The 24,485-nt window shown below is 55.3% G+C and carries 21 protein-coding genes; 12 read left to right on the forward strand and 9 right to left on the reverse strand.

From position 1 onward, the window contains the following. Positions 1-22 precede the first annotated feature (22 nt). Both ynfE and SP99_RS10160 read right to left on the reverse strand, forming a co-directional pair. Positions 23-2,467, reverse strand: coding sequence for a selenate/tellurate reductase subunit YnfE (gene ynfE / locus SP99_RS10155; RefSeq protein ID WP_047958471.1), 2,445 nt, complete (start codon positions 2,465-2,467; stop codon positions 23-25). Positions 2,468-2,598: 131 nt separating this feature from the next. Then, positions 2,599-2,892 carry a DUF1161 domain-containing protein gene (locus tag SP99_RS10160; RefSeq protein WP_047958472.1) on the reverse strand — a complete coding sequence of 98 codons (294 nt, stop codon included), beginning with the start codon at positions 2,890-2,892 and terminating at the stop codon, positions 2,599-2,601. Between the two features lie 104 nt (positions 2,893-2,996). Here SP99_RS10160 and SP99_RS10165 point away from each other — a divergent pair, with 104 nt between their 5' ends. Beyond that, on the forward strand, positions 2,997-3,707 hold the full coding sequence (locus tag SP99_RS10165; RefSeq protein WP_094917699.1) for a YnfC family lipoprotein: 711 nt from the start codon (positions 2,997-2,999) through the stop codon (positions 3,705-3,707). Positions 3,708-3,724: 17 nt separating this feature from the next. Here the strand turns inward: SP99_RS10165 and speG are convergent, their stop codons facing one another. Together speG and SP99_RS10175 are read right to left on the reverse strand one after the other, a co-directional pair. After that, positions 3,725-4,285, reverse strand: coding sequence for a spermidine N1-acetyltransferase (gene speG, locus SP99_RS10170; protein ID WP_023311549.1), 561 nt, complete (start codon positions 4,283-4,285; stop codon positions 3,725-3,727). Beyond that, the gene (locus SP99_RS10175) at positions 4,285-4,623 is read right to left on the reverse strand and encodes a DUF1283 family protein (RefSeq protein ID WP_047958473.1); all 339 of its coding nucleotides are present in this window, start codon (positions 4,621-4,623) and stop codon (positions 4,285-4,287) included. The genes speG and SP99_RS10175 overlap by 1 nt, the downstream gene beginning before the upstream one ends. A 152-nt stretch (positions 4,624-4,775) precedes the next feature. Between SP99_RS10175 and SP99_RS10180 the strand changes: the two genes are divergently transcribed. From SP99_RS10180 to SP99_RS10200, 5 genes are all read left to right on the forward strand, one after another. After that, a complete protein-coding gene (locus tag SP99_RS10180; protein WP_045284860.1) occupies positions 4,776-5,102 on the forward strand; it encodes a YnfA family protein in 327 nt (108 codons plus the stop codon). Positions 5,103-5,213: 111 nt separating this feature from the next. Then, on the forward strand, positions 5,214-6,428 hold the full coding sequence (gene manD / locus SP99_RS10185) for a D-mannonate dehydratase ManD (protein ID WP_047958474.1): 1,215 nt from the start codon (positions 5,214-5,216) through the stop codon (positions 6,426-6,428). A 14-nt stretch (positions 6,429-6,442) separates the two neighbouring features. After that, a complete protein-coding gene (locus SP99_RS10190; RefSeq protein ID WP_047958475.1) occupies positions 6,443-7,462 on the forward strand; it encodes a Zn-dependent oxidoreductase in 1,020 nt (339 codons plus the stop codon). Between the two features lie 73 nt (positions 7,463-7,535). Next, a complete protein-coding gene (locus tag SP99_RS10195) occupies positions 7,536-8,903 on the forward strand; it encodes an MFS transporter (RefSeq protein WP_047958476.1) in 1,368 nt (455 codons plus the stop codon). A 219-nt stretch (positions 8,904-9,122) separates the two neighbouring features. Further along, positions 9,123-10,586, forward strand: a complete 1,464-nt coding sequence (locus SP99_RS10200; RefSeq protein WP_047958477.1) for a mannitol dehydrogenase family protein — start codon at positions 9,123-9,125, stop codon at positions 10,584-10,586. Positions 10,587-10,629: 43 nt separating this feature from the next. Here the strand turns inward: SP99_RS10200 and ydfZ are convergent, their stop codons facing one another. The 3 genes from ydfZ to ydfG form a co-directional block, all read right to left on the reverse strand. Next, entirely contained in the window at positions 10,630-10,833 is a 204-nt protein-coding gene (ydfZ, locus tag SP99_RS10205) for a putative selenium delivery protein YdfZ (protein ID WP_025757991.1), read from the reverse strand. A 237-nt stretch (positions 10,834-11,070) separates the two neighbouring features. Next, complete coding sequence (locus SP99_RS10210) at positions 11,071-11,757, reverse strand: GntR family transcriptional regulator (RefSeq protein WP_025757990.1); 687 nt, start codon at positions 11,755-11,757, stop codon at positions 11,071-11,073. A gap of 91 nt (positions 11,758-11,848) precedes the next feature. Further along, positions 11,849-12,595 carry a bifunctional NADP-dependent 3-hydroxy acid dehydrogenase/3-hydroxypropionate dehydrogenase YdfG gene (ydfG, locus tag SP99_RS10215; RefSeq protein WP_025757989.1) on the reverse strand — a complete coding sequence of 249 codons (747 nt, stop codon included), beginning with the start codon at positions 12,593-12,595 and terminating at the stop codon, positions 11,849-11,851. Positions 12,596-12,724: 129 nt separating this feature from the next. On the opposite strand from ydfG, the gene dcp reads away from it, so the two are divergent. The 3 genes from dcp to SP99_RS10230 all read left to right on the forward strand — a co-directional run bounded on the left by dcp (position 12,725) and on the right by SP99_RS10230 (position 18,996). After that, positions 12,725-14,758 carry a peptidyl-dipeptidase Dcp gene (gene dcp / locus SP99_RS10220; RefSeq protein ID WP_047958478.1) on the forward strand — a complete coding sequence of 678 codons (2,034 nt, stop codon included), beginning with the start codon at positions 12,725-12,727 and terminating at the stop codon, positions 14,756-14,758. 331 nt (positions 14,759-15,089) lie between these two features. Further along, positions 15,090-17,696 (forward strand): bifunctional diguanylate cyclase/phosphodiesterase, encoded by a 2,607-nt coding sequence (locus tag SP99_RS10225; protein WP_053060145.1) that lies wholly within the window; start codon positions 15,090-15,092, stop codon positions 17,694-17,696. 94 nt (positions 17,697-17,790) lie between these two features. Then, on the forward strand, positions 17,791-18,996 hold the full coding sequence (locus SP99_RS10230; protein ID WP_047958479.1) for an MFS transporter: 1,206 nt from the start codon (positions 17,791-17,793) through the stop codon (positions 18,994-18,996). A gap of 19 nt (positions 18,997-19,015) precedes the next feature. Here the strand turns inward: SP99_RS10230 and SP99_RS10235 are convergent, their stop codons facing one another. Then, positions 19,016-20,005, reverse strand: a complete 990-nt coding sequence (locus SP99_RS10235; protein WP_025757986.1) for a 2-hydroxyacid dehydrogenase — start codon at positions 20,003-20,005, stop codon at positions 19,016-19,018. A gap of 210 nt (positions 20,006-20,215) precedes the next feature. On the opposite strand from SP99_RS10235, the gene SP99_RS10240 reads away from it, so the two are divergent. The 3 genes from SP99_RS10240 to SP99_RS10250 are packed head-to-tail and all read left to right on the forward strand — an operon-like array spanning position 20,216 to position 23,368. After that, positions 20,216-22,855, forward strand: coding sequence for a YdbH family protein (locus SP99_RS10240; protein ID WP_047958480.1), 2,640 nt, complete (start codon positions 20,216-20,218; stop codon positions 22,853-22,855). Then, complete coding sequence (locus SP99_RS10245) at positions 22,852-23,043, forward strand: YnbE family lipoprotein (protein ID WP_047958481.1); 192 nt, start codon at positions 22,852-22,854, stop codon at positions 23,041-23,043. The genes SP99_RS10240 and SP99_RS10245 overlap by 4 nt, the downstream gene beginning before the upstream one ends. Before the next feature lie 7 nt (positions 23,044-23,050). Next, on the forward strand, positions 23,051-23,368 hold the full coding sequence (locus tag SP99_RS10250) for a YdbL family probable chaperone protein (RefSeq protein ID WP_047958482.1): 318 nt from the start codon (positions 23,051-23,053) through the stop codon (positions 23,366-23,368). Here SP99_RS10250 and feaR read toward each other — a convergent pair whose 3' ends face one another. After that, complete coding sequence (feaR, locus tag SP99_RS10255) at positions 23,369-24,277, reverse strand: transcriptional regulator FeaR (RefSeq protein ID WP_047958483.1); 909 nt, start codon at positions 24,275-24,277, stop codon at positions 23,369-23,371. Positions 24,278-24,485 lie beyond the last annotated feature (208 nt).

Here is a 24,485-nt window from a genome sequence, read left to right on the forward strand (position 1 = left end):
CGTATAAGAAACCACGATCGTGCTAAACCTTTTCGATCTGTACCAGATTGGTGTGCTGCGGGTTGCCTTTTGCCAGCGGCGACGGGCGGTGCGTGGTCAGGGTATTGATGCATGACCCGTGGTCAATACGATCGCCATTCATACTGGCGTCGTGCCAGGCGCCCTGGCCCATGGCGCTCACGCCGGGCATGATGCGCGGTGTGACTTTCGCTTCAATTCGCACCTCACCGCGTTCGTTAAAGACGCGCACCATATCGCCGTTCTTAATGCCGCGTTTTTCGGCATCGACCGGGTTAAGCCATACCTCCTGCCGACAGGCCGCTTTCAGCACGTCGATGTTGCCATAGCTTGAGTGGGTACGGGCTTTGAAGTGGAAGCCAAACAGCTGCAGCGGGAACTGCTCGCGTTCGGGCGCGTCCCAGCCGTCAAAGGTCGAGGCGTAGACGGGCAGCGGGCTGATGGTTTCATCATTTTCCAGCTCCCAGGTGGCGGCAATCTCCGCGAGTTTGCTGGAGTAAATTTCAATCTTGCCCGACGGCGTTTTCAGCGGATTGGCTTCCGGGTTCTCGCGGAATTTTTTATAGGCTACAAAGTGCCCGTTCGGATCTTTGCGCTTATAAATGCCCATTTTTTTCAGCTCGTCATAGGAGGGCAGTGTGGGGTCTTTTTCGAGCATTTTGGCATACAGATACTGCAGCCACTGCGCCTGCGCCTGCGTCCGTCCTTCGGTGAATTTCTGATGAATATCCGGTCCAAGGCGTTTCGCCACTTCACTCATGATCCAGTAGATGGGCTTGCGCTCAAACTTCGGCGCGGTCACGGGCTGGAGGAAAATCAGGTAGCCCATGTTCCCGGCATAATCGTTCGGAATGATGTCTTCCTGCTCAACGGTCATGAGATCCGGCAGCAGGATATCGGCATATTTCGCCGATGAGGTCATAAAGTTGTCGATGACGACAATCATTTCGCACTTGCTTTCATCCTGCAGGATATCGTGGGTTTTATTGATATCGGAGTGCTGGTTGATGAGGGTATTGCCCGCGTAGTTCCAGATGAACTTAATCGGCACGTCCAGCTTATCTTTCCCGCGCACGCCGTCGCGCAGGGCGGTCATTTCCGGTCCACGAGCGATGGCATCCGTCCAGCTGAAGCAGGAAATTTGCGTTTTGACCGGATTGTCCGGCAGCGGCATACGTTCGATAGTAATGGTGTATGTCGACTCACGCGCGCCGCTGTTACCGCCGTTGATCCCCACGTTTCCGGTGAGGATAGGCAGCATCGCGATCGCGCGGGCGGTCAGTTCTCCGTTCGCCTGGCGCTGGGGTCCCCAACCCTGGCAGATGTAAGCCGGTTTGGCGGAGCCGATTTCACGGGCAAGCTTAACAATGCGATCGGCGGGTATGCCCGTAATGCGGGAAGCCCACTCAGGGGTTTTCGCGGTCTTGTCATCGCCCTGACCGAGAATATACGCTTTGTAGTGGCCGTTAGCGGGTGCGCCTTCCGGCAGCGTTTTTTCATCATAGCCCACGCAGTATTTATCCAGGAACGGCTGGTCGACCAGGTTTTCGGCGATCAATACCCACGCAATACCGGCTACCAGCGCGGCATCGGTACCCGGACGGATGGGGATCCATTCATCTTCGCGGCCAGCGGCGGTGTCGGTGTAGCGCGGGTCGATGACGATCATGCGCGCACTGGATCGCTCGCGAGCCTGCTCCAGATAGTACGTAATCCCGCCACCGCTCATGCGCGTTTCCGCCGGGTTATTGCCAAACATCACCACCAGTTTGGTGTTTTCGATGTCAGACGTGCTGTTGCCGTCGTTGCTGCCGTAGGTGTAGGGCATCGCACAGGCGATTTGTGCCGTGCTGTAGGTGCCGTAGTGGCTCAGGAAACCGCCGTAGCAGTTCATCAGGCGCGCCACCAGTGAAGCATAAGGGGAGGAACGGGTAATATTGCCGCCGACAATGCCGGAAGAGTAGTTGATGTAAACCGCTTCGTTGCCGTATTTGGCCACGACATCTTTCAGGCTGGCAGTGAGGGTATTGAGGGCTTCGTCCCAGGTGATGCGCTCGAATTTGCCTTCACCGCGCTTACCCACCCGTTTCATCGGGTAGTTCAGACGGTCAGGATGATTAATACGGCGGCGAATAGAACGTCCGCGCAGGCAGGCGCGCACCTGATGGTTACCGTAAATATCGTCACCGGTATTATCCGTTTCGACCCAGTACACTTCGTCGTCACGGACGTGCAGACGCAATGCACAGCGGCTGCCGCAGTTAACCGAGCAGGCGCCCCAGACCACTTTATCTTCGGCAGCGTTCATGGCGTTTTGCATGGACGCGGCGGCACGTTTCACGCCAAAGGGCAACGACAAACCGCCGGCGGCAAGCGCCAGAGAACCAATGGCTGTAGATTTTACGAGTGTTCGACGGCTAATACCGCCGTGATGTTCACTATCGGACATGGCTCACCCCATCATTATAATTGCGTATTATTTTTCCCGTTATTACAACCGGGCTAATGATGGGGTGAGTGTTACTGATTTGGGGGGATTAGATCTTAATCCTCATCAAATCAACGGGAATTGCAGGAAAATTACTGCGGTTCAGTCGGCGTGGAGTCCTGGCCGCCTGCCGCCGATCCGCTGCCTGTGCGGGTATAAAGGATTTTAAAGGTATCGTTAGCGCAATGACCCACCACCTGTGCATCCGGCTGGTCGGCCTGATCGTTCGGTACAATGTTCAGCGTAAAACCGGACTCCGGCACGCCGTTGTTGATGATTTTTTGCTGAATGTCGCTTTTCACACGCTCGCAGGAATCCGGTGCCGCCAGCGCGGCCGTTGAGGCACTCATTAACAGCAGGGCGGTAATCCAGGGTAACCGTTTCATCTGTAGCTCCTTTTCTCTGTGTAGAGATTAATTTTAGCAGGCTTCGTGTAAACAACTGTATTTGCTAATATGATTGGGAATAATCTCCCTGTACGGAAATGAATGTGAAGAAATACGCAGCGATAACGCTACTGGCAGCAGCACTGGTGGGATGCGATAACAACTCCGCGCCGCTGTCGTTTACGCCCGAGATGGCGAGTTTTTCCAACGAGTTTGATTTTGATCCCCTGCGCGGCCCGGTTAAAGACTTTACCCAGACTCTGTTCAACGAAAAGGGCGAAGTGTCCAAACGGGTCACCGGCACCGTATCGGCAGAAGGGTGTTTTGATACGCTGGAGCTGCACGACCTGGAGGCCAATACCGGCGTGGCGCTGGTACTGGATGCCAATTACTACCTTGATGCGGAAACCCAGCAGCGAAAAGTGAAGCTGCAGGGGAAATGCCAGCTGGCCGAACTGCCGTCAGCCGGAGTGACGTGGGATACCGACGACAACGGGTTTGTGGTGGCGGCCCACGGCAAAGAGATGGAAGTGAAGTATCGCTATGATGCCGATGGCTACCCGCTGGGCAAAACCACCATTTCCGGGGATCAGCATCTGTCCGTCCAGTCGACACCGTCTAAGGATCTGCGCAAAAGAATGGACTACTCGGCAGTCAGCATGCTGAACGACAAACCGCTGGGTAATGTGAAGCAGAGCTGCGACTACGACCGACACAACAACCCGGTAAGCTGCGACCTGATCATCACGGACGATAGCGTCAAGCCCGCCGTTGAGCGCAAATACACCATCAAAAATACGATTGAATACTACTGAGAATAAAACCGCGCAGGTTACTGCGCGGTCGGTTTCAGCAGGCTGGCGCCTGACGGTTTGTGCCCGGCCAGGTGCTGATGCTGGAAAATGCACATGCGGATGGTGTTACGGTATTCACCGTTGATAAAGAACTCGTGAATCAGCTCGCCTTCCACCATAAAGCCCAGCTTGCGGTAGATATGGATCGCTTTCTCGTTCTCCTTGTCCACAATCAGGTAAAGCTTGTAGAGATTCAGAACGTTGAATCCGTAATCCATTGCCAGCTTCGCCGCCCGTGAGGCAAGGCCTTTGCCCTGATGCTCAGGGGAAATAATGATCTGGAACTCCGCCCGGCGGTGAACGTGGTTGATCTCAACCAGCTCCACAAGACCGGCTTTTTCGCCTTCACACTCCACCACAAAACGACGCTCACTCTGATCGTGAATGTGCTTGTCGTAAAGATCGGACAGCTCGACAAACGCCTCGTAGGGCTCTTCAAACCAGTAGCGCATCACGCTGGCATTGTTGTCGAGCTGGTGGACAAAGCGCAGATCTTCACGCTCCAGCGGACGAAGTTTTACGTCACAGGGCGCCGACATTATGGGGCTACCGTACGGCCAGTGCGGCGATCCAGGCAGCGCAGGGTATTAGGCTCCCAGTAGGCGTTGACGTTTGTGCTTTGCTGACACTTGTCGCGCGCGTCAAAGGCGACATCTTCTTTGTCCCACTCTTTTTCGGCACGTTTGTTGACCTTCTGGCGAAGGTTGCGGGTGTCATTCCATTGTTCTTTGTCCATGGCGGCGTTCTGGCGGCTTTGCGCGCTGTCACCAGACTCAATGATGAGTTTGCTGGTTTCCGCTGTCGCAGAGGCGGCAAAGGCGAACGATGACAGCGCCAGCAGGGCTGTCAGACAAAGGCGTTTGCTTAATGTGGTCATAGCGTTTCCTTTTAAATGGGTGCAGATAATCAAGTTACCCCGTACAGATTCTACACTAAAGCGAAATGACGGCATACCCGCGGGGCAAGTATGGAAAAGTAAAGGGCATCATCAGGTATCATGTCTAAATGAATCCTCACCTGAAGTGAAACATGCTTAAAACAACGCTGCTTTTTTTTGCCACCGCGCTGTGCGAAATCATCGGCTGCTTCCTGCCCTGGCTCTGGCTGAAGAAGGGGGGAAGCGCACTGTTGCTGATCCCGGCCGGGGTCGCGCTGGCGCTGTTTGTCTGGTTATTAACGTTGCATCCGGCGGCCAGCGGTCGCGTCTATGCGGCTTACGGCGGTGTTTATGTCTGCACCGCGCTGCTGTGGTTACGGGTGGTGGATGGCGTCAAACTCAGCGCATACGACTGGGCCGGGGCGCTGGTAGCCCTTTGCGGGATGCTGATTATTGTCGCAGGATGGGGGCGCGCCTGAGCGCCCCAGTTTTGTGATCCTTCGCGGATATTTTGATCATCATACTTGTATGGTAGTAGCTCAGTTGCGTAAATTTCTCACATCACAACACGCGATGTAAGGAAAGGAATTATGAAGATTGTCGGGGCTGAAGTATTTGTGACCTGTCCGGGACGTAACTTTGTCACCCTTAAAATCACCACTGATGAGGGGATCGTCGGTCTGGGCGATGCCACGCTGAACGGACGCGAGCTCTCTGTTGCCTCTTACCTGAAGGATCACCTTTGCCCCCAGTTGATTGGTCGCGATGCGCACCGCATTGAAGATATCTGGCAGTTTTTCTATAAAGGCGCCTACTGGCGTCGCGGTCCGGTCACCATGTCGGCCATCTCCGCGGTGGATATGGCGCTGTGGGACATCAAAGCCAAAGCCGCCAACATGCCTCTGTACCAGCTGCTGGGCGGCGCGTCCCGGGAAGGGGTGATGGTCTATTGCCACACCACCGGGCACACCATTGATGACGTGCTGGAAGATTACGCCCGTCATAAAGAGATGGGCTTCAGGGCGATCCGCGTGCAGTGCGGCGTGCCGGGCATGAAAACCACCTACGGCATGGCCAAAGGGAAAGGGCTGGCCTACGAGCCTGCGACCAAAGGCGACTGGCCGGAAGAGCAGCTCTGGTCCACCGAGAAATACCTCGATTTCACGCCGAAGCTGTTCGATGCGGTGCGCAGCCAGTTCGGCTTTAATGAACATCTTCTTCACGACATGCACCACCGCCTGACGCCGATTGAAGCGGCCCGTTTTGGCAAGAGCATTGAAGAATTCCGCATGTTCTGGATGGAAGACCCTACGCCTGCGGAAAACCAGGCCTGCTTCCGCCTTATCCGCCAGCACACCGTCACGCCGATTGCGGTGGGCGAGGTGTTTAACAGCATCTGGGACTGCAAGCAGCTTATTGAAGAGCAGCTTATCGACTATATCCGTACCACCCTTACCCATGCGGGCGGGATCACCGGGATGCGTCGCATCGCGGACTTCGCCTCGCTCTACCAGGTCCGTACCGGTTCACATGGCCCATCGGATCTGTCGCCTGTGTGTCATGCCGCCGCGCTGCATTTCGACCTGTGGGTGCCGAACTTTGGCGTACAGGAGTATATGGGCTATTCCGAACAGATGCTGGAAGTCTTCCCCCACAGCTGGCGTTTCGATAACGGCTATATGCATCCGGGCGACAAGCCGGGGCTGGGCATCGAATTTGATGAAAAACTGGCCGCGAAATACCCCTACGATCCCGCCTATCTGCCGGTGGCCCGTCTCGAAGACGGGACGCTGTGGAACTGGTAATGGAGGAGCTAACGATGAAAAGCGTAGTGATTCAACAGCCGAACGAACTGGTGCTTGAAGAGCGTCCTCTCCCGGAGCCGGGCGCAGGTGAGGTCCGCGTTAACATCCGGCTGGCCGGCATCTGCGGTTCAGACAGCCACATATTCCGCGGGCACAACCCGTTTGCAAAATATCCACGTGTGATCGGCCATGAATTTTTTGGCGTGATTGACGCCGTGGGCGAGGGTGTCGACAGCGCCCGCCTGGGCCAGCGCGTCTCCGTCGACCCGGTGATCAGCTGCGGGCACTGCTATCCGTGCTCCGTCGGGAAACCGAACGTCTGCACCTCGCTGGTGGTACTGGGCGTACACCGTGACGGCGGTTTTAGCGAATATGCGACCGTGCCCGCTAAAAATGCCTGGCCAATTCCGGATGCGATCCCGGATAACCATGCCGTCATGGTTGAGCCCTTCACCATTGCTGCCAACGTGACGGGGCAGGCCAATACCACTGAACAGGACGTTGCGCTGATCTATGGCGCAGGCCCGATGGGGCTGGTCACCGTACAGGCGCTGAAGGGCGTCTATAAGGTGAAGCAGGTTATCGTGGTTGACCGTATAGATGAACGCCTTGCAATGGCGCAGCGCAGCGGCGCGGACTGGGTCTTCAATAACGGCAAGCAGTCGTTGCAGGTCGCGCTGGACGAAAAAGGCATCAGGCCGACATTAATCATTGATGCTGCCTGTCATCCGTCGATTCTGCAGGAAGCGATAACCCTGGCCTCTCCGGCGGCGCGCATTGTGCTGATGGGCTTCTCCAGCGAGCCGAGCCAGATTGTTCAGCAGGGCATTACCGGCAAAGAGCTGGCGATCTTCTCCTCGCGCCTGAATGCCAACAAATTCCCGGTCGTCATCGACTGGCTGGAAAAAGGGCTGATCGACCCGGAAAAACTGATCACCCATACCTTTGACTATCACCACGTTACAGACGCCATTGAACTGTTTGAAAAAGACCAGCGGCAGTGCTGCAAAGTCTTGCTCACGTTCGGGCAATAATCATTTACGCGGTTAAGCGCCTGCGCAGACAGGCGCTAAGTGGTACGCATCTTACCTTTCAGAGATAGCCATTATGACGCAAGTACAACCTCAAAGAACCACCTCCGATCTGGTGAAAGCCGCCGTTTCCGGCTGGCTGGGCACCGCGCTCGAATTTATGGACTTCCAGCTTTACTCACTGGGAGCCGCCCTGGTTTTCCATGAGATCTTCTTCCCGGAACAATCCGCCGCGATGGCATTGATCCTGGCGATGGGCACCTACGGCGCAGGTTATATTGCGCGTATCGTTGGGGCCTTTATCTTCGGACGCATGGGCGACAGCATTGGCCGTAAGAAGGTGCTGTTTATCACCATTACCATGATGGGGATCTGCACCACGCTGATTGGCGTACTGCCGACCTATGCCCAGATAGGGATTTTCGCCCCCGTTCTGCTGGTGACGCTGCGCATTATTCAGGGACTGGGTGCCGGGGCGGAGATCTCCGGAGCGGGGACGATGCTTGCGGAGTACGCGCCGAAAGGTAAACGCGGCATTATCTCCTCGCTGGTGGCGATGGGCACCAACTGCGGGACGCTGAGCGCAACGGCTATCTGGGCCATTATGTTCTTCGCCCTTGACCGTGAACAGCTGCTCGCCTGGGGCTGGCGCGTGCCGTTCCTTGCAAGCGTTGTGGTGATGATCTTTGCCATCTGGCTCCGTATGAACCTGAAAGAGAGCCCGGTGTTTGAGAAAGTTAACGAAGAAGAAACCGCGATGCCGGACACCTCGCTGGGCTCGATGGTGAAAAGCAAATCCTTCTGGCTGGCGACCGGCCTGCGCTTTGGTCAGGCGGGGAATTCAGGCCTGATTCAGACGTTCCTGGCGGGTTATCTGGTTCAGACACTGCTGTTCGATAAAGCCATCCCGACCGATGCGCTGATGATCAGCTCCATTCTTGGGTTTATCTCCATTCCGCTGCTGGGCTGGCTTTCCGATAAAGTGGGCCGTCGGCTGCCGTACATAATCCTCAATATCTCCGCCATTCTTCTCGCGTATCCGATGCTGTCGATCATCGTCGACAAAAGCTACGCGCCGGGGACGATCATGCTCTCGATTATCGTTATCCACAATTTCGCCGTACTGGGGCTGTTTGCGCTGGAAAATATCACCATGGCGGAGATGTTTGGCTCGCGAAATCGCTTTACCCGCATGGCTATCTCAAAAGAGGCGGGTGGTCTGGTGGCGGTAGGTTTTGGTCCGGTGCTGGCGGGGATCTTCTGTAATATGACCGGCTCCTGGTGGCCGATTGTTGCCATGCTGGTGGCCTATTCCGCGATCGGGCTGGTCTCGGCTATCCTGATGCCAGAAGTGCGCGACCGCGATTTGAGTGCGGCACAAGACGCGGCGGAGACGGTGCCAGAAGAGACTGTTGGTTACGGAGCGCTCTCCTCGCGTCGTTAGTGGTTTATATCTTTCGTGAGATATCACACAACTTTCTCTTTATGTCACACCACGTGCGCAAAAGTTAATATAAATCAAAACCTCGAACGGCAGTATCAGTATGGTTGATGGCAGTTATGGTTTACCCCAACTGCCATTCTAGTTGGTGTAGTCAGCAAGCGCTGCCGTTTAACAATATGCGGCAGCGCTCCACAGCGTTCTAATTAACGAGTCTTAATCATGGAAAACAAGTTATTGCAGGCCCACGCGACGCTGCCTCAGTACGATCGCGACAGCCTCAAAGCACGCATCGTTCATTTAGGGTTTGGCGCCTTTCACCGGGCGCATCAGGCGGTGTATGCCGACATACTCGCGGCAGAACAGGGCAGCGACTGGGGCTACTGCGAGGTTAACCTGATTGGCGGCGAGCAGCAGATCGCCGATCTGAACGCGCAGGATAACCTCTATACGGTGGCGGAAATGTCCGCCGATGCATGGACCTCCCGCGTGGTTGGCGTAGTCAAAAAGGCGCTGCATGCGCAGGTTGACGGGCTGGAGAGCGTGCTGGCAGCAATGTGCGAACCGCAGGTGGCGATTGTCTCACTGACCATCACCGAGAAAGGGTACTGCCATTCCCCCGCGACCGGACAACTGATGCTCGATCACCCGTTTATCGTCGCTGACCTGCAAAACCCGCACCAGCCAAAATCCGCGCCGGGTGTGGTGGTGGAAGCGCTGGCGCGCCGCAAAGCGGCGGGTCTGCCGGCATTTAGCGTGATGTCGTGCGACAACATGCCGGAGAACGGCCATGTGATGCGCAACGTCACGTGCGCTTACGCCCGGGCGGTTGACGCTGAGCTGGCGGACTGGATCGAAACCCACGTCACCTTCCCGTCAACGATGGTGGACCGCATCGTGCCCGCGGTCACGCCCGATACGCTGGATAAAATCGAGCAGCTGACCGGCGTTCGCGATCCTGCAGCGGTGGCCTGTGAACCGTTCCGCCAGTGGGTAATAGAAGATAACTTTGTCGCCGGTCGTCCTGAGTGGGAAAAAGCCGGTGCCGAGCTGGTTGCTGACGTCATTCCGTTTGAAGAGATGAAGCTGCGCATGCTCAACGGCAGCCACTCGTTCCTGGCGTATCTGGGGTATCTGGCCGGGTATCAACATATCAACGAGTGTATGGAAGACGAGAACTACCGCATTGCTGCGCACGCGCTGATGATCGGCGAACAGGCACCAACCCTGAAGGTGAAAGGCGTCGATTTAGGTCGCTATGCCGATCTGCTGATAGCCCGCTACAGCAACCCGGCCCTGCGTCACCGTACGTGGCAAATCGCGATGGACGGTAGCCAGAAGCTCCCGCAGCGGATGCTTGATTCCGTGCGCTGGCATCTGGCGCACCGGAAGCCTTTCCCGCTGCTGGCGCTGGGTGTCGCAGGCTGGATGCGCTATGTCGGCGGCGTGGATGAGCAGGGCAAGGCCATTGAGGTGAGCGATCCGCAGCTGGCGGTCATTCAGGCGGCGGTGAAGGGCAGTGCAGAAGGGGAAAGCCGGGTGCATGCGCTGCTCGGCATTGAGGCTATCTTCGGTAAAGCGTTACCGCAGGACGCTGACTTTGTGGATACGGTGATGAAGGCATATCAGACGTTACTGCAGAAGGGCGCCAAAGCGACCGTGGCGCAGTTCGTGTCGCAACGGTAGTTCAGCACATGCCGCCGCTCGCGGCGGCATGCAGGGACACAGGTTAGTGCATCCCCAGACGAATCAGCTCAATCGGTTCGAACTTACCTTCACATCCTTCCACTTCCACGGTTTTGCTACGACGCACCTGCTCGGCATTGAGGCCGTCACTGTGGATCGCTTTAATCACGCCGAACTGGTTTGTGCCACTAATCATGACGCGGCTGCCAGTAGTGATTGCATTGCGGTTACGGTCGTATGTCATCATGGTATTTCTCCTCTCTAACCTGGTCGTTACGGCGTTATTTCTGGTACGCCGTTCACGGGGCATATAAATACGCCTGTCCGCAGGTCAGTTTTTTGTTTTTGATCAAACTCACACTTTTTTCTTTATTTCGCAGGAGCAGCGATCGCAGAGAGGGGAATATAGCGCGAACGTCATTGGATGGAATAAAACCAGGCAGGACAACGCATGACTCGCCGCACCCGTAAGGGGCGGCGAATGTTACTCTTCGCTAAACCACTCGCTATTTTCCTGACGGATAAGCTGCACCGATTCGCTAATTTCCTGCAGATGCAGCGTCATTGCTTTTTCCACAGCGTCCGGGTCGCGTTTTTCGAGCGCACTGAAAATATCGTGATGCTGTCGGAGCAACATTTCCGGTGGCGAGACGTGATCGAGACTCATATACCGCACGCGATCGATGGTGGCTTTGATGTTTTCGATAGTGTCCCAGGCGAGCTGGCAATCCGCAATCTGCGCCAGTTTCTGGTGGAATTCATCATCGAGCTGGAAGAAGTCATTCAGCTGTTTACGGTCAATCGCAATACGCTGCTGATGCAGATTCTGCTCCAGCAGGTAACATTGGTTGTCGTTGATAAGTGTTGCAGCACGACGCGCCACCGCGCATTCAATGGCCTGACGAACGAAACATCCGTTGCGAACCTGAGAAAGTGAAATTTTATTCACGTAACTGCCGCGCTGGGGACGGATCTGAATCAGACCGTTTTCCGCAAGCTTAATAAACGCTTCACGCACCGGCTGCCGGGAGACGTCAAACCGCACGGAGACCTCTTTTTCGGAAAGCGGTGTTCCCGGTGGGATCAGGCAATGAACAATATCGCGTCGCAAAATGCGATAGATTTGCTGGTTGACGGGCTGGGTGGGATTAAGTTGCGATTCAGCGGCCATGAGTTGTCATTTCTCAGAGAGTTAGCCCGAACATACTACCATTCTTTTATAACCCGAAACAGACCCGGCCCGCAGGCCGGGAAGGGCACGGTTAGCCGCGATGGACGTTCAGTCCGGCAAAACTCTGGCTGACGGGCATCATTTCGACAGTATTGATATTGACGTGTTTTGGCAGCGTCGCCACCCACCAGACCGTTTCGGTGACATCTTCCGGCGTCAGCGCGTTAGCATTTTCGTAGGTCTTATCTGCCTTCGCGTCATCGCCTTTGAAACGGACATTGGAAAATTCGGTGCCGCCCACCAGACCCGGCTCGATATCGGTCACACGAATGGCGGTGCCGTGCAGATCGGTGCGCAGGTTAAGGCTGAACTGGCGTACAAACGCTTTCGTCGCGCCATAAACGTTGCCGCCCGCGTAAGGCCAGCTCCCGGCCGTTGAGCCGATATTGATAATATGGCCACGGTTACGCTCAACCATCCCCGGCAACACCGCGCGGGTCATGTAGACCAGCCCTTTGTTGTTGGTGTCGATCATGTTTTCCCAGTCTTCTACGCTGGCTTTGTGGGCGGGCTCCATGCCCAGCGCCAGACCAGCATTGTTGACCAGCACGTCGATGGCGCGCCATTCAGCGGGCAGGTTGGCAATCATCTCTTCAATGGCAGCGCGGTTACGCACATCGAGCTGCGCGGTCAGGATGCTGTCGCCTAATTCGTCTTTCAGCTCCTGCAAACGTTCCTGGCGGCGCCCGGTCGCAATAACCTTGTGCCCGTTGGCGACGAAGCGACGCGTGATGCTTTCACCAAAACCTGCCGTTGCCCCGGTAACTAAAATAATCATCTCACTGTTCCTCAACGCTTTTTGTGTTGTACTAACATAGCATGGTCGCAGAGGGAGCGTTAAGGCAACATTTGTATGACAGCGTTGCAGGGGCTACTCTGGGAAGAAACCCGTACTCAGGAGTGAAAGATGGCGGCCACCAATCCTTTTTTTGACATCAGTCTGTTGCCTTACCAGGCGCCCCGTTTTGATGAAATCAACGACAGCCACTATCGCCCGGCTTTCGATGAAGCGCTTCGCCAGAAGCGGGCGGACATTGAGGCCATTGTCGCTCAGCACGCTGCGCCAGATTTCAATAACACCGTGCTGGCGCTGGAAAAAAGTGGCGTTATGCTCACGCGCGTCAGCAGCGTTTTCTTCGCCATGACCTCCGCGCACACCAACGCGTATCTGCAGGAACTGGAAGAACAGTTCTCCACCGAACTTGCCGCGCTGGCGAACGATATCTGGCTGAATGATACCCTCTTCGCCCGCGTCGAGAGCGTCTGGCAGGACCGTGCCGCGCTGGACGCCGAATCCCGGCGGCTGGTCGAGGAGACGTATCAGCGGTTTATACTGGCCGGGGCGCGTCTGAGTGAGACAGAAAAAGCCGAGCTGAAGGCGCTGAATACCGAGGCAGCCTCTCTGACCAGCCAGTTTAATCAACGTCTGCTGGCTGCCGATAAGACCGGCGGGCTGGTGGTGGATTATGCGCATCAGTTGGATGGGCTCAGCGCAACAGAGATCGCGGACGCGGCACAGGCGGCCGCAGAGAGAGGGCTTAACGATCGCTGGCTGATCCCGCTTCTGAACACCACCCAGCAGCCCGCGCTGGCAGCGCTGCGCAATCGTCAGACGCGTGAAAATCTCTTCAGGGCTGGCTGGACACGTACCCAGAAAGGGGATGAAAACGACACCCGCGAGCTGATCCTTCGTCTCACGGCGCTGCGTGCCCGTCAGGCTCGCCTGCTGGGCTTTGAGGATTACGCCAGCTGGAGTACTGCGGATCAGATGGCGAAAACCCCTGACGCCGCGCTGGCCTTTATGCGCGGCATTGTGCCTGCCGCCCGCGCCCGCGCGGAGCGCGAGCAGGCCGATATTCAGAAAGTGATTGATGACGAGCAGGCTGGTTTTACGGTGCAGGCGTGGGACTGGGCCTTTTATGCGGAGCGCGTGCGCCAGGCAAAATATGCTCTCGATGAGTCGCAAATCAGGCCTTATTTTGCGCTCAATACCGTACTGCAGGATGGCGTGTTCTGGGCGGCCAGCCAGCTGTTTGGTATCCGCTTCGTCGAGCGCTTCGATATCCCGGTTTATCACCCGGACGTACGCGTATGGGAAATTTTCGACCACACCGGTGAGGGCATGGCGCTGTTTTACGGCGACTTCTTTGCACGCGATTCCAAGCAGGGCGGCGCCTGGATGGGCAATTTCGTCGAACAATCGTTCGAGTTTGCGGCCCGTCCGGTTATCTATAATGTCTGTAACTACCAAAAACCGGCGAACGGCGGTGTCGCGCTCCTCTCCTGGGATGATGTGATAACGCTCTTCCACGAGTTCGGCCATACGCTGCACGGCCTGTTTGCCAGCCAGCGTTTCGCCACGCTCTCTGGCACCAATACTCCGCGTGATTTTGTTGAATTCCCGTCGCAAATCAATGAGCACTGGGCCAGCCATCCGCAGGTCTTTACGCACTATGCGCGCCACTACGAAACCGGCGAACCGATGCCGGACGCGCTGCGGGAAAGCATGCTCAACGCGACGCATTTCAACAAAGGCTATGATATGACGGAACTGCTGAGCGCTGCGCTGCTGGACATGAACTGGCACGGCATCAGTGAGGCCGTTTCGGACGTTGACGCATTTGAAACGGCAGCGTTGCAAAAAGAGGGGCTGGATCTGCCCGCTGTACCGCCGCGCTATCGCAGCAGCTATTTTGCCCATATTTTTGGTGGCGGCTACGCGGCGGGGTATTACGCCTACCTGTGGACGCAAATGCTCGCGGATGATGGCTACCAGTGGTTTGTCGAACAGGGCGGCTTAACGCGTGAGAACGGACAAAAATTCCGCGAAGCGATTTTGTCTCGCGGGAACAGCACGGATTTAGCGGAACTGTATCGTAACTGGCGCGGACACGATCCGCAGATTGAACCGATGCTGGAGAATCGCGGGTTGAGTGCATAGAACACGGGTTGCCTGAAAACAGAGCCGGGCTTTACGCCCGGTTTTTTTATACCGGGTCTGAAGTCTGGAATGGCACCAACAAAGTAATATCCTATTTCCCGCCAACAAACGTTTTATTTAAATTAAATTTATGCGAGATAAACCCATTCTGCACGGCATGTTTTATAAACAGTGTAGAGTTTGCAAAATAGTTAATGATTAATCATTTGATCTGGATTAGGGAAAACAAATATTCTTTAGTGTCAGGTTTTAACGCTAAAATTTTCTTGTTTTATGCCGATAACCGAAGATGGCATAAAAAATGACGTAAGAGCAGTTAAGAAGGCGAATGATGACCCTACCTCTGAACACTCCTGGCTTTACGGATACCGAACATTCTAAAAGGCTGATAAATAAAACCTTTACCTATGTCGTCACGTTATTGATAAGTATTTTCATTGCGGCAATCGTTGCCTTGCTAATAATAAAAAACAATGTTAACCAAATCAGCGACCAACACGATGAGTTTTTATTAAAAAAAGCGTTAGAGACTCGCCAGGAAAGCATGCGAAGTCATCTTAAAGACAATGCCGAGTGGGGCGATGTTTATAAACATCTTCATCAGAGAATTGACCTTCACTGGGCATGGGATAAGCAGAATCTGGGTAAGTCACTGTACGACAACTTTGGCTACGAAGGGGTGTTTGTTATCTCAGCGGAAGGGACCACGCGTTACAGCGTGCTTGACGGGAAACTGAAACGTGAAGAACTGGAAAGCTGGTTAGATAAACCCACGAAAGCGCGTTTACTCCATGAACTTAGCCTGAAAAATGGACTGCCGATCTCCATGCTCACGCTTATCCATTCCGTCCCCGCCATTGTTTCAGCCGAATGGATAACAACGGGCGATGATCCGAGTGTACGACCCTCACCGGGTAAGCCATCAGTCATGGTGTTTATTGATAAATTAACGGCTAAAAAACTGCTGACGATAGGGCAGGATGCCGGAATAAATAATGTACGCGCTTCCCTTAATAAAGAAAAGGCTGAGGCAAATAACCAGACCGCATTTACTCTACGCACCCAAAATGGTGATGTGGACATTATCTGGGACAGTGAAAACCCCGGTCAGGCGTTGATCATCTATTTTCTGCCGTTAATGATCCTGTCAGTACTTTTGACAATTTCGATGATGGTCATCCTTATGCGCCATATTATGCACAAGGCGAGAATGCATGACGAAAATACGTTTCTGCTTGAACAGGCAAGATTGAATCTTATCACGAGCGAAAAACGCTTCCGGGACGTGAGTGAAACCACCAGCGACTGGTTCTGGGAAACCGATTTATCGTTAAAAATAACATGGCTGTCCGGCCGTTTTTCCACCGTCACAGGTTACGATCAGAGTCAATGGATCGGTCGCCGGTTGGATGAACTCTTTCCTTCGACCAGAGGCAGTTTTAATAAGCCTGTAACGGGCCATGCGTTAACAGGGCGCTTCGAATTTAAGAACTGCCCTTATAAGAACTATCAACATGCCACCGCGTATTGCACGCTGCTGGCTAAATTTTCGACTCAGCCGGATGGCACTGTTGTATTGCGCGGTGCGGCAACCGATGTTTCTCTGGAAGTGGAAGCCACTAAACGCGTGGAGTTCCTGTCACGGCATGATGAATTAACAGGCCTCCCGAACCGGTACCATATTAAGGAGTTTCTGGCGGGCCAGTTAGCGAAAGAAGGCGTTAATCATTATCCCTTCGCCATGATTTGCCTGGATTTAGACAAGTTTAAACCCGTCAATGATATTTTTGGCCATTCCACAGGGGATGCCCTGCTTGGCGAGGTCGCCTCGCGTCTTAAACATTGTGTTCGTGACGGGGATTTTGTCGCCCGACAAGGGGGCGATGAATTTATGCTGCTCCTCGGCAACATCAGTCAAAAAGAGCAGATTGAAGAGGTGTGTCAACGTATCGTGGAAGAACTCAACCGTCCTTTCACCATTGATGGCAACGATGTGGCAATAGGCGTCAGCATGGGGATTGCAATGGCGCCACAGGACAGCAGCAGCGCAAACGATCTTTTACGCTTTGCGGATATTGCCCTTTATCAGGCGAAACAATCGGGTAGAAACCGATGGGTTTATTATCGCCCGGATATGTCGGAAAAGCTGACTGAACGCAGAAAACTGGAATTAGAGCTCAGAACTGCGATTCGCGAGGACCAGCTCTCTCTGGTTTATCAGCCGCGTTATAGCCTCCGATATTCTAAAATCGAGGCCGTGGAAGCCCTGGTTCGTTGGCAGCACCCGGAACGCGGAAACATGATGCCCGATCAGTTTATCCCGCTGGCTGAAGAAACCGGGCTTATTATTAGTCTCAGCAACTGGGTTATTCGCAAAGCGTGTCTGGATACGCAAGCTTTCTTGCCAGGATTATCGGTATCGGTCAATATTTCTGCGATTGAATTCCAGGCAAGCGATCTCGCCGAAAGAATTAAAGATATTCTTCATGACACCGGGCTCGAAGCCCAGCGGCTGGAAATTGAAGTGACGGAGAATGTCACGCTTTCCGATCCAGAAAAAACTCTGCAGACCATGAAGGCCCTCAAAAAAATGGGCGTTCGCATTCTGATTGATGATTTCGGTACCGGCTATGCCTCGCTGAGCTATCTGCGGAAGTTTCAGTTTGATGGGCTCAAGCTCGACAAAAGCTTTATTTTTACGTTAGGCGATTCACCGCAGAACCAGGCTGTCGTTGAGAAAATAATCGATCTGGGCAAGGCCTATTCCATGGAGATCACCGCAGAAGGGGTGGAAACCCTCGAACAGCTCACTTTCCTCATGAAAAATAAGTGCGATGAAGTGCAGGGGTACTTACTCGGGAAACCGTCTGCCATTGCGGACTTAAATTTAAACGCAGCGGTATTAAGTGCGTATAGCCTGGGCCATACAATGAATTGATAGTATTGAACAACCCGCGTGACGCTGATTGTCAAAAATACCCGCTATACTACATTTTCATTTTTTCAGGCGATAACAGACAAAGGCAGGAAGTATGTCTCTTCGTTCGCTGCGGGCATTATGCCTGACCAGTTTTTTTATTGCGGATGTTCGCGATGGCCTCGGGCCATTTCTCGGTATTTTTCTGACCGAGCGTCACTGGTCCCCGGACAATATCGGCATACTGATGACGACCGGTGGGCTGGCAGGATTACTGGCCACGCTCCCGGCAGGATTTATTACTGACACTTCCAGGAACAAACGTGCCGTGCTGGCGCTGCTCTGCCTGTTGATCACCCTGAGCACGCTTCTGCTCTGGTTTAGCCAGCAGAGCAGCGTGGTCGCCATTTCGCAAATTATCACCGGTATTTGTGCGGCATTTGTCGGGCCGTTGATCGCCGGCATTACGCTGGGGCTGACCGGCCAGAACGGCTTCAGCGCGCAGATGGGCAGAAATGAAGCGTTCAATCACGGCGGAAACTTTGTCACCGCGCTGATGGCAGGCGGCATTGCCTGGTACTGGGGCGTCGGCGGGATTTTCCTGCTGATGACCTGTACGACGCTGCTCACGCTCTGTGCGCTGCTGGCCATTCGCAACGGCGATATCGACAACAATGCCGCGCGGGGGCTGTCATCTTCAGGGAGCGTGCCGGTTCCCGGCTTTGCGGTGCTGATGAAAAACCGGGCGCTTTTTGTGACCGGACTGACGCTTCTGCTGTTCCACCTGGCGAATGCCGCGCTGCTGCCGATGCTGAGCATGCGGGTTGCAGCGGCACCCGCCTCGATCAACCCCGGTTTGTATGCGGCGGGTACCGTCATCATCTCACAGGCCGTGATGATCCCCGTCGCCATCTGGAGCGCACGCCGGATAGAACACTACGGCTACTGGCGGTTAATTATGCTGGCGCTGCTGGTGATGCCGGTACGCGCGGCGCTGGCAGCAAGCACGGACGCACCGTTCATGATGATCCCGGTACAAATTCTCGACGGTCTGGCCGCCGGCATTTTGGGGGTCGTGGTACCGTCGTTTATCGTGGTGCTGCTGCGCGGAAGCGGGCACGTCAATGCCGGGCAGAGTGTCGTGATGCTGATGCAGGGTGTGGGGGCAGCCATGAGTCCGGCATTAACCGGTACGATCGCCGGGCATTACTCGTTTGCGACGGCATTCAGTGTATTAAGCGCGATTGCGCTGATGGGCGTACTGCTGTGGTGGCGTTTTGCCCACCGTAGCTGGGAAACGAACGCGCCGGGTGAAGTGTAGACGCCACCCGGCGTGAGATTTAAGCCAGTTCGTTAGGGCAGGTTTCACCTTTTTCCAGCTGCTGCAAATTCCCGAGCGTCGTTTCCGAGATGCTGATCAGCGCTTCGGCGGTCAGAAACGCCTGGTGTCCGGTAAACAGCACGTTATGGCAGGCGGAGAGGCGACGGAACACGTCGTCCTGGATCACGTCATTCGACTTGTCTTCGAAGAACAGATCGCGTTCGTTCTCATAGACGTCCATCCCCAGTGCGCCAATTTTCTGGGTTTTCAGCGCTTCGATAGCGGCCTGAGAGTCAACCAGCCCGCCGCGGCTGGTGTTGATGATCATTACGCCGTCTTTCATCTGGTCGAATGCCGCCTGGTTAAGCAGGTGGTAGTTTTCCGGCGTCAGCGGGCAGTGCAGGGAGATTACGTCAGACTGCGAGAACAGGGTTGGCAGGTCAACGTACTCCACGCCCAGATCCAGCGCAGCCGCGCTTGGGTACGGATCAAACGCCAGCAGACGCATGCCAAAGCCTTTCAGAATCCGCAGGGCGGCGACGCCAATTTTACCGGTCCCGATCACGCCAGCGGTTTTGCCGTACATGGTAAAGCCGGTCAGGCCTTCCAGTGAGAAGTTGGCGTCACGGGTACGCTGATAAGCACGGTGAATACGACGGTTGAGGGACATCATCATGCCAATCGCATGTTCCGCCACCGCTTCCGGAGAGTACGCCGGCACGCGAACTACCTTCAGACCCAGCTCTTTGGCGGCATCGAGATCCACATTATTAAAGCCCGCACAGCGCAGGGCGATGTATTTCACCCCCTGTTTTTTCAACTCCTCCAGCACCGGACGACTGCCGTCATCGTTTACAAAAATGCAGACACCTTCACACCCGTGCGCCGTTTTGGCGGTTTTTTCGGACAGCAGAAAGTCGAAAAATTCAAGCTCAAACCCGTAAGCCTCGTTAACATGTTGCAGATACTTTTTGTCGTACTGCTTTGTGCTATATACCGCGAGTTTCATAAGACTTTCTCCAGTGATTTTGCATTCACGTTAGCATGATTAAAATTATCTTACAATTTCTAAAATATTATTGAATTCAATAAGTTCTGTTAATTATTCTAGAGCATCTATTCTTAAAAATGGCATTTCCTTCAACTGACTGGCCAAACATGCGACAATGATCGGCACTGCCGGCTTAATTCTTTCGCTAAATCAGGATATTAACTGCCCATGAAGGGTAAATACAAAGCCGCACTTGCGCTTTTACTGCTGTTCATATTGTTGCCGCTGACGCTGCTGATGACGCTCGCCCAGTGGGTACCGACGCTCGCCGGGATCTGGCTACCCGTCGGGACGCGTATCGCGTTCGAAGAGAGCCCGAAGCTCACTCGTCACGCGTTGGTGATCCCCGATCTCCGCTATCTGGTGGAAGACTGCGAGATAGCCCGTATCGATAACGTGACGCTGTCACATCCCAGCCGCTGGAAGCTGGATATCGGCGCACTCGATCTCAACGCCGTCTGTCTGAGCAAGATTCCCGAGTCCGCACCGTCAACGGTCGCCCCGAAAACGCTGGCCCAGTGGCAGGCGGTATTACCGAATACCTGGCTTACCATTCACCGTCTGACGCTTTCACCCTGGCAGCAGTGGCAGGGGGAACTTTACGCGTCGCTGACCCCGGCAAGACAGGAGATCGCCTATAAAGGCGAGCAGGTCAGCATTAAGGGGACACTTCGCGGGCAGACGCTCTCCGTTACCCAGTTCGATGTGCAGCTTCCTGACCAGCCGCAGCCCGTTAAGCTGGTGGGCGAGTTCACGCTGCCGCTGGTGCCGGATGGCGTGCCGGTGAAGGGCCACGCGGTGGCGACTTTTAACGTGCCACAGCTAACGTCCCTGGTCGATGCCGATCTGGACTGGGAAGACAATCAGGGGCAACTGGTGGTGATGGCACGGGATAACCCCGAACCGCTCCTTGACCTGCCGTGGCAGATCACCGCTGAGCAGCTGAACATCAGCGATGGACGCTGGAACTGGGCGCTCTCCGGCATGCCGCTGAGCGGACGCGTTTCGCTTCGTGCCGACAACTGGCAGCAGGGGCTGGAGAAGGCCACCCTGACCGGTCGACTGAATGTGCTGACCCACGGCGACGCCGGGAAAGGCAACGCGGTACTGAATATTGGGCCCGGCAGACTCAGCATGGAGAACAGCGACATGCCGCTGCACCTGAGCGGTGAGGCGAAACAGAACGATCTTATTCTCTACGCCCGGCTGCCGGCAAAACTGACCGGCAGCCTGTATGAACCGCAGCTCGCCTTTGAGCCGGGCGCGCTGCTCCGCTCGCGCGGGCGCATCATTGACTCGCTCGATATCGATGAAATCCGCTGGCCGCTGGCGGGCGTGAAGCTCACGCAAAAGGGCGTGGACGGCCGTTTACAGGCTATTCTGCGCGCCCATGAAAACGAAATGGGGGATTTTGAGCTCCACCTCGACGGTCAGGCAAACGACTTTTTACCCGACAAGGGCCTGTGGCAGTGGCGCTACTGGGGGAAAGGCGGCTTTACGCCGATGCATGCCCGCTGGGATGTCGCCGGGAAAGGCGAGTGGCGCGACAACCTTATCGAACTGACGGCGCTCTCCACCGGTTTTGACAAGCTTCAGTACGGCACGATGGAGGTCAGCAAGCCACGCATGGTGCTCGACCAACCGGTGCGCTGGTTCCGTGACCCCGAAAAACCGACCTTCAGCGGCGCGTTGTCGCTCAATGCCGGACAGACCCGTTTCTCCGGCGGCAGCGTGTTGCCGCCGTCGGTTCTGACCTTCAGCGTCGACGGTAGCGACCCGACGATTTTCCAGTTCAAAGGCGATCTTCGTGCGGACAACATCGGTCCGGTACAGGTCAACGGCCGCTGGGACGGGGAGCGTCTTCGCGGGCAGGCCTGGTGGCCGAAACAGTCGCTTACCGTCTTCCAGCCGCTGATCCCGCCAGACTGGAAAATGACCCTGCGCGACGGGGAGCTCTATGCCCAGGTTGCCTTCTCGGCGGCGGCCGATCAGGGTTTTGAGGCCGGCGGGCACGGCGTACTGAAATCCGGCAGCGCCTGGATGCCGGATAACCAGATTAACGGCGTCGATTTTGTGCTGCCGTTCCGCTTCAGCGAGGGGACCTGGTCGTTGGGGACCCGCGGACCGGTGACGTTGCGCATTGGCGAAGTGGAAAACCTGATCACCGCGCGCAACATTACCGCGGATTTGCAGGGGGACTATCCCTGGACCGAGGACAATCCGCTGCTGCTCACCAACGTGAAGGTGGAAACCCTCGGCGGGAAGATCACCATGCAGCAGTTGCGGATGCCGCAGCACGATCCGGCCCTGTTGCGTGTGGACAATATCTCCTCCAGCGAGCTGATTAGTGCCGTCAATCCGAAACAGTTTGCCATGTCTGGCCCGGTCAGCGGAGCGCTGCCGTTCTGGCTGGACAATGAAAAGTGGATCATTAAAGATGGCTGGCTGACCAACCCGGGGCCCATGACGCTGCGCATCGACAAAGATACGGCAGACGCCATCGTTAAAGATAATATGGTGGCGGGTGCCGCGATTAACTGGCTCCGCTATATGGAAATTTCACGTTCGTGGACGAGAATCAATTTAGATAACCTGGGTGAATTAACCATGCAGGCGACCATCAAGGGGACCAGCCGCGTGGAGGGCAAAAGCAGCTCCGTCAATCTGAACTATACCCATGACGAGAATGTCTTTACCCTCTGGCGCAGCCTGCGTTTTGGCGACAACCTGCAAACCTGGTTTGAGCAACATACGGCGATACCTGCGCCCCGCAGTTCGACTGGCAAGGAAAGTGAGGAACAACAATGAAAAAGAGGGCTGGTGTGCTCACCGTTGCCGCTGCCGCGCTACTGACTGGCTGTACGCCGCGTATTGAAGTCGCCGCGCCAAAAGAGCCGATTACCATCAACATGAACGTCAAAATCGAACATGAGATCTATATAAAAGTCGATAAAGACGTTGAAAATCTGCTGAAATCGCGCAGCGATCTGTTCTGAGGATGCTATGAAACGATTAGCTCTGATTTTACTGGCATTAGGGATGAACGTGCAGGCGGCGGCGCTGACCCTGAACGACGCCCGGGCGCAGGGCCGGGTGGGGGAAACCCTCAGCGGCTATCTGGCCCCGATTCAACAGGACGCGGAAACGCTGGCACTGGTCAGCCGCATCAACGCGGCCCGCACGGAAAACTACCAGAAACTGGCGGACAGCAACAATCTGCCGGTTGATGAAGTGGCGAAAATGGCAGGTCAAAAGCTGGTTGCCCGCGCGCAGCCGGGCGAGTACGTGAAGGGCATTAACGGAAAGTGGCTCAAAAAGTAGCTAGCGATAGCGCCTGCGGTATTCACCCGGTGAGACGCCAAAACGCTGCTTAAACGCTGTTGAAAAATGGCTATGGTCGGTGAACCCCCAGCTGTAGCCAATTCCCGCCAGCTTTTCATCATCTCCGGCGGAGCGTAGCACCTGCGCGCAGAGATCCAGACGACGGTTTTTAATGTACTGCGCCACCACCAGCCCTTTTTCGGCAAACATGCGGTAGAGGCTGCGCACGGACATTCCGCTTTCGGCGGCAATCCATTCCGGGCGCAGGGAGTCAGACTGAATGTTGTCGTCGATCAGCGCCACCACCTGCCGGAACTGGCGTTCCTTACGTGGCTGAATCAACTCGCGCTGCTGGAACGCCGGGCGCAGCAGGCACACCATCGCTTCAAGCGCCGCTTCACTTTCCCGGTCGCTCAGGTCGGCATTACTCATACTCTCCATCAACAGACGATGGCTTAACTGTACCGTCGGCAACGAACGGGAGAGCGTCAGTGCGCAGCTGATCTCCTGAAACCGGCACTGCTGCTCAATGATCTGACGGGGCACCAGCAGCGAAATCTGGCGGGATTTTTCCTGCCAGTGAATTGAGCACGGGCGCGATGCGTCAATCAGCGTAATATCCCCGGTTCTCAGCACAGAGCGGCGATCGTCCTGCTCGATTTGCGCGCTGCCTTCAAGCTGAAACACGGTATAGAACCAGGCATCGTTGCTGTCTCTGATCTCCTGGCGGGAGCGGAACAGGGTAACGCCGCCAGCGGTCACGGTACTGAGCTTCAGGCTGCGCGCATAGCTGGTCTCCAGTTCACCGAAGAATTTTCCCTCCAGAGGACGCGCGTTAAAACGCCCGCAAACCTGGTTAATTTGCGCCAGCCACTGCTGATACTGTTCCTGCTCGCTTGCACACGCCATCGTTTTTCTCACTGCACCGTCAACGTTTACGCATTGTTGCATTTGTGTTGCATTTTGTCAGAGCTCTGAGGCTGACTATAGGAAAGAACACTCACCGGGGACAGCGCTATAAGACGGAATTATCACGATTTGCGGAGCCTGTCACAGGTGGCAAAGCGAATGTCACAGAGACAAAAGCGGGAATGCGAAACCCCTCTTAGACTGGATA

It is taken from the genome of Enterobacter sp. BIDMC92, assembly GCF_001030225.1.
GTDB lineage: Bacteria > Pseudomonadota > Gammaproteobacteria > Enterobacterales > Enterobacteriaceae > Enterobacter > Enterobacter sichuanensis.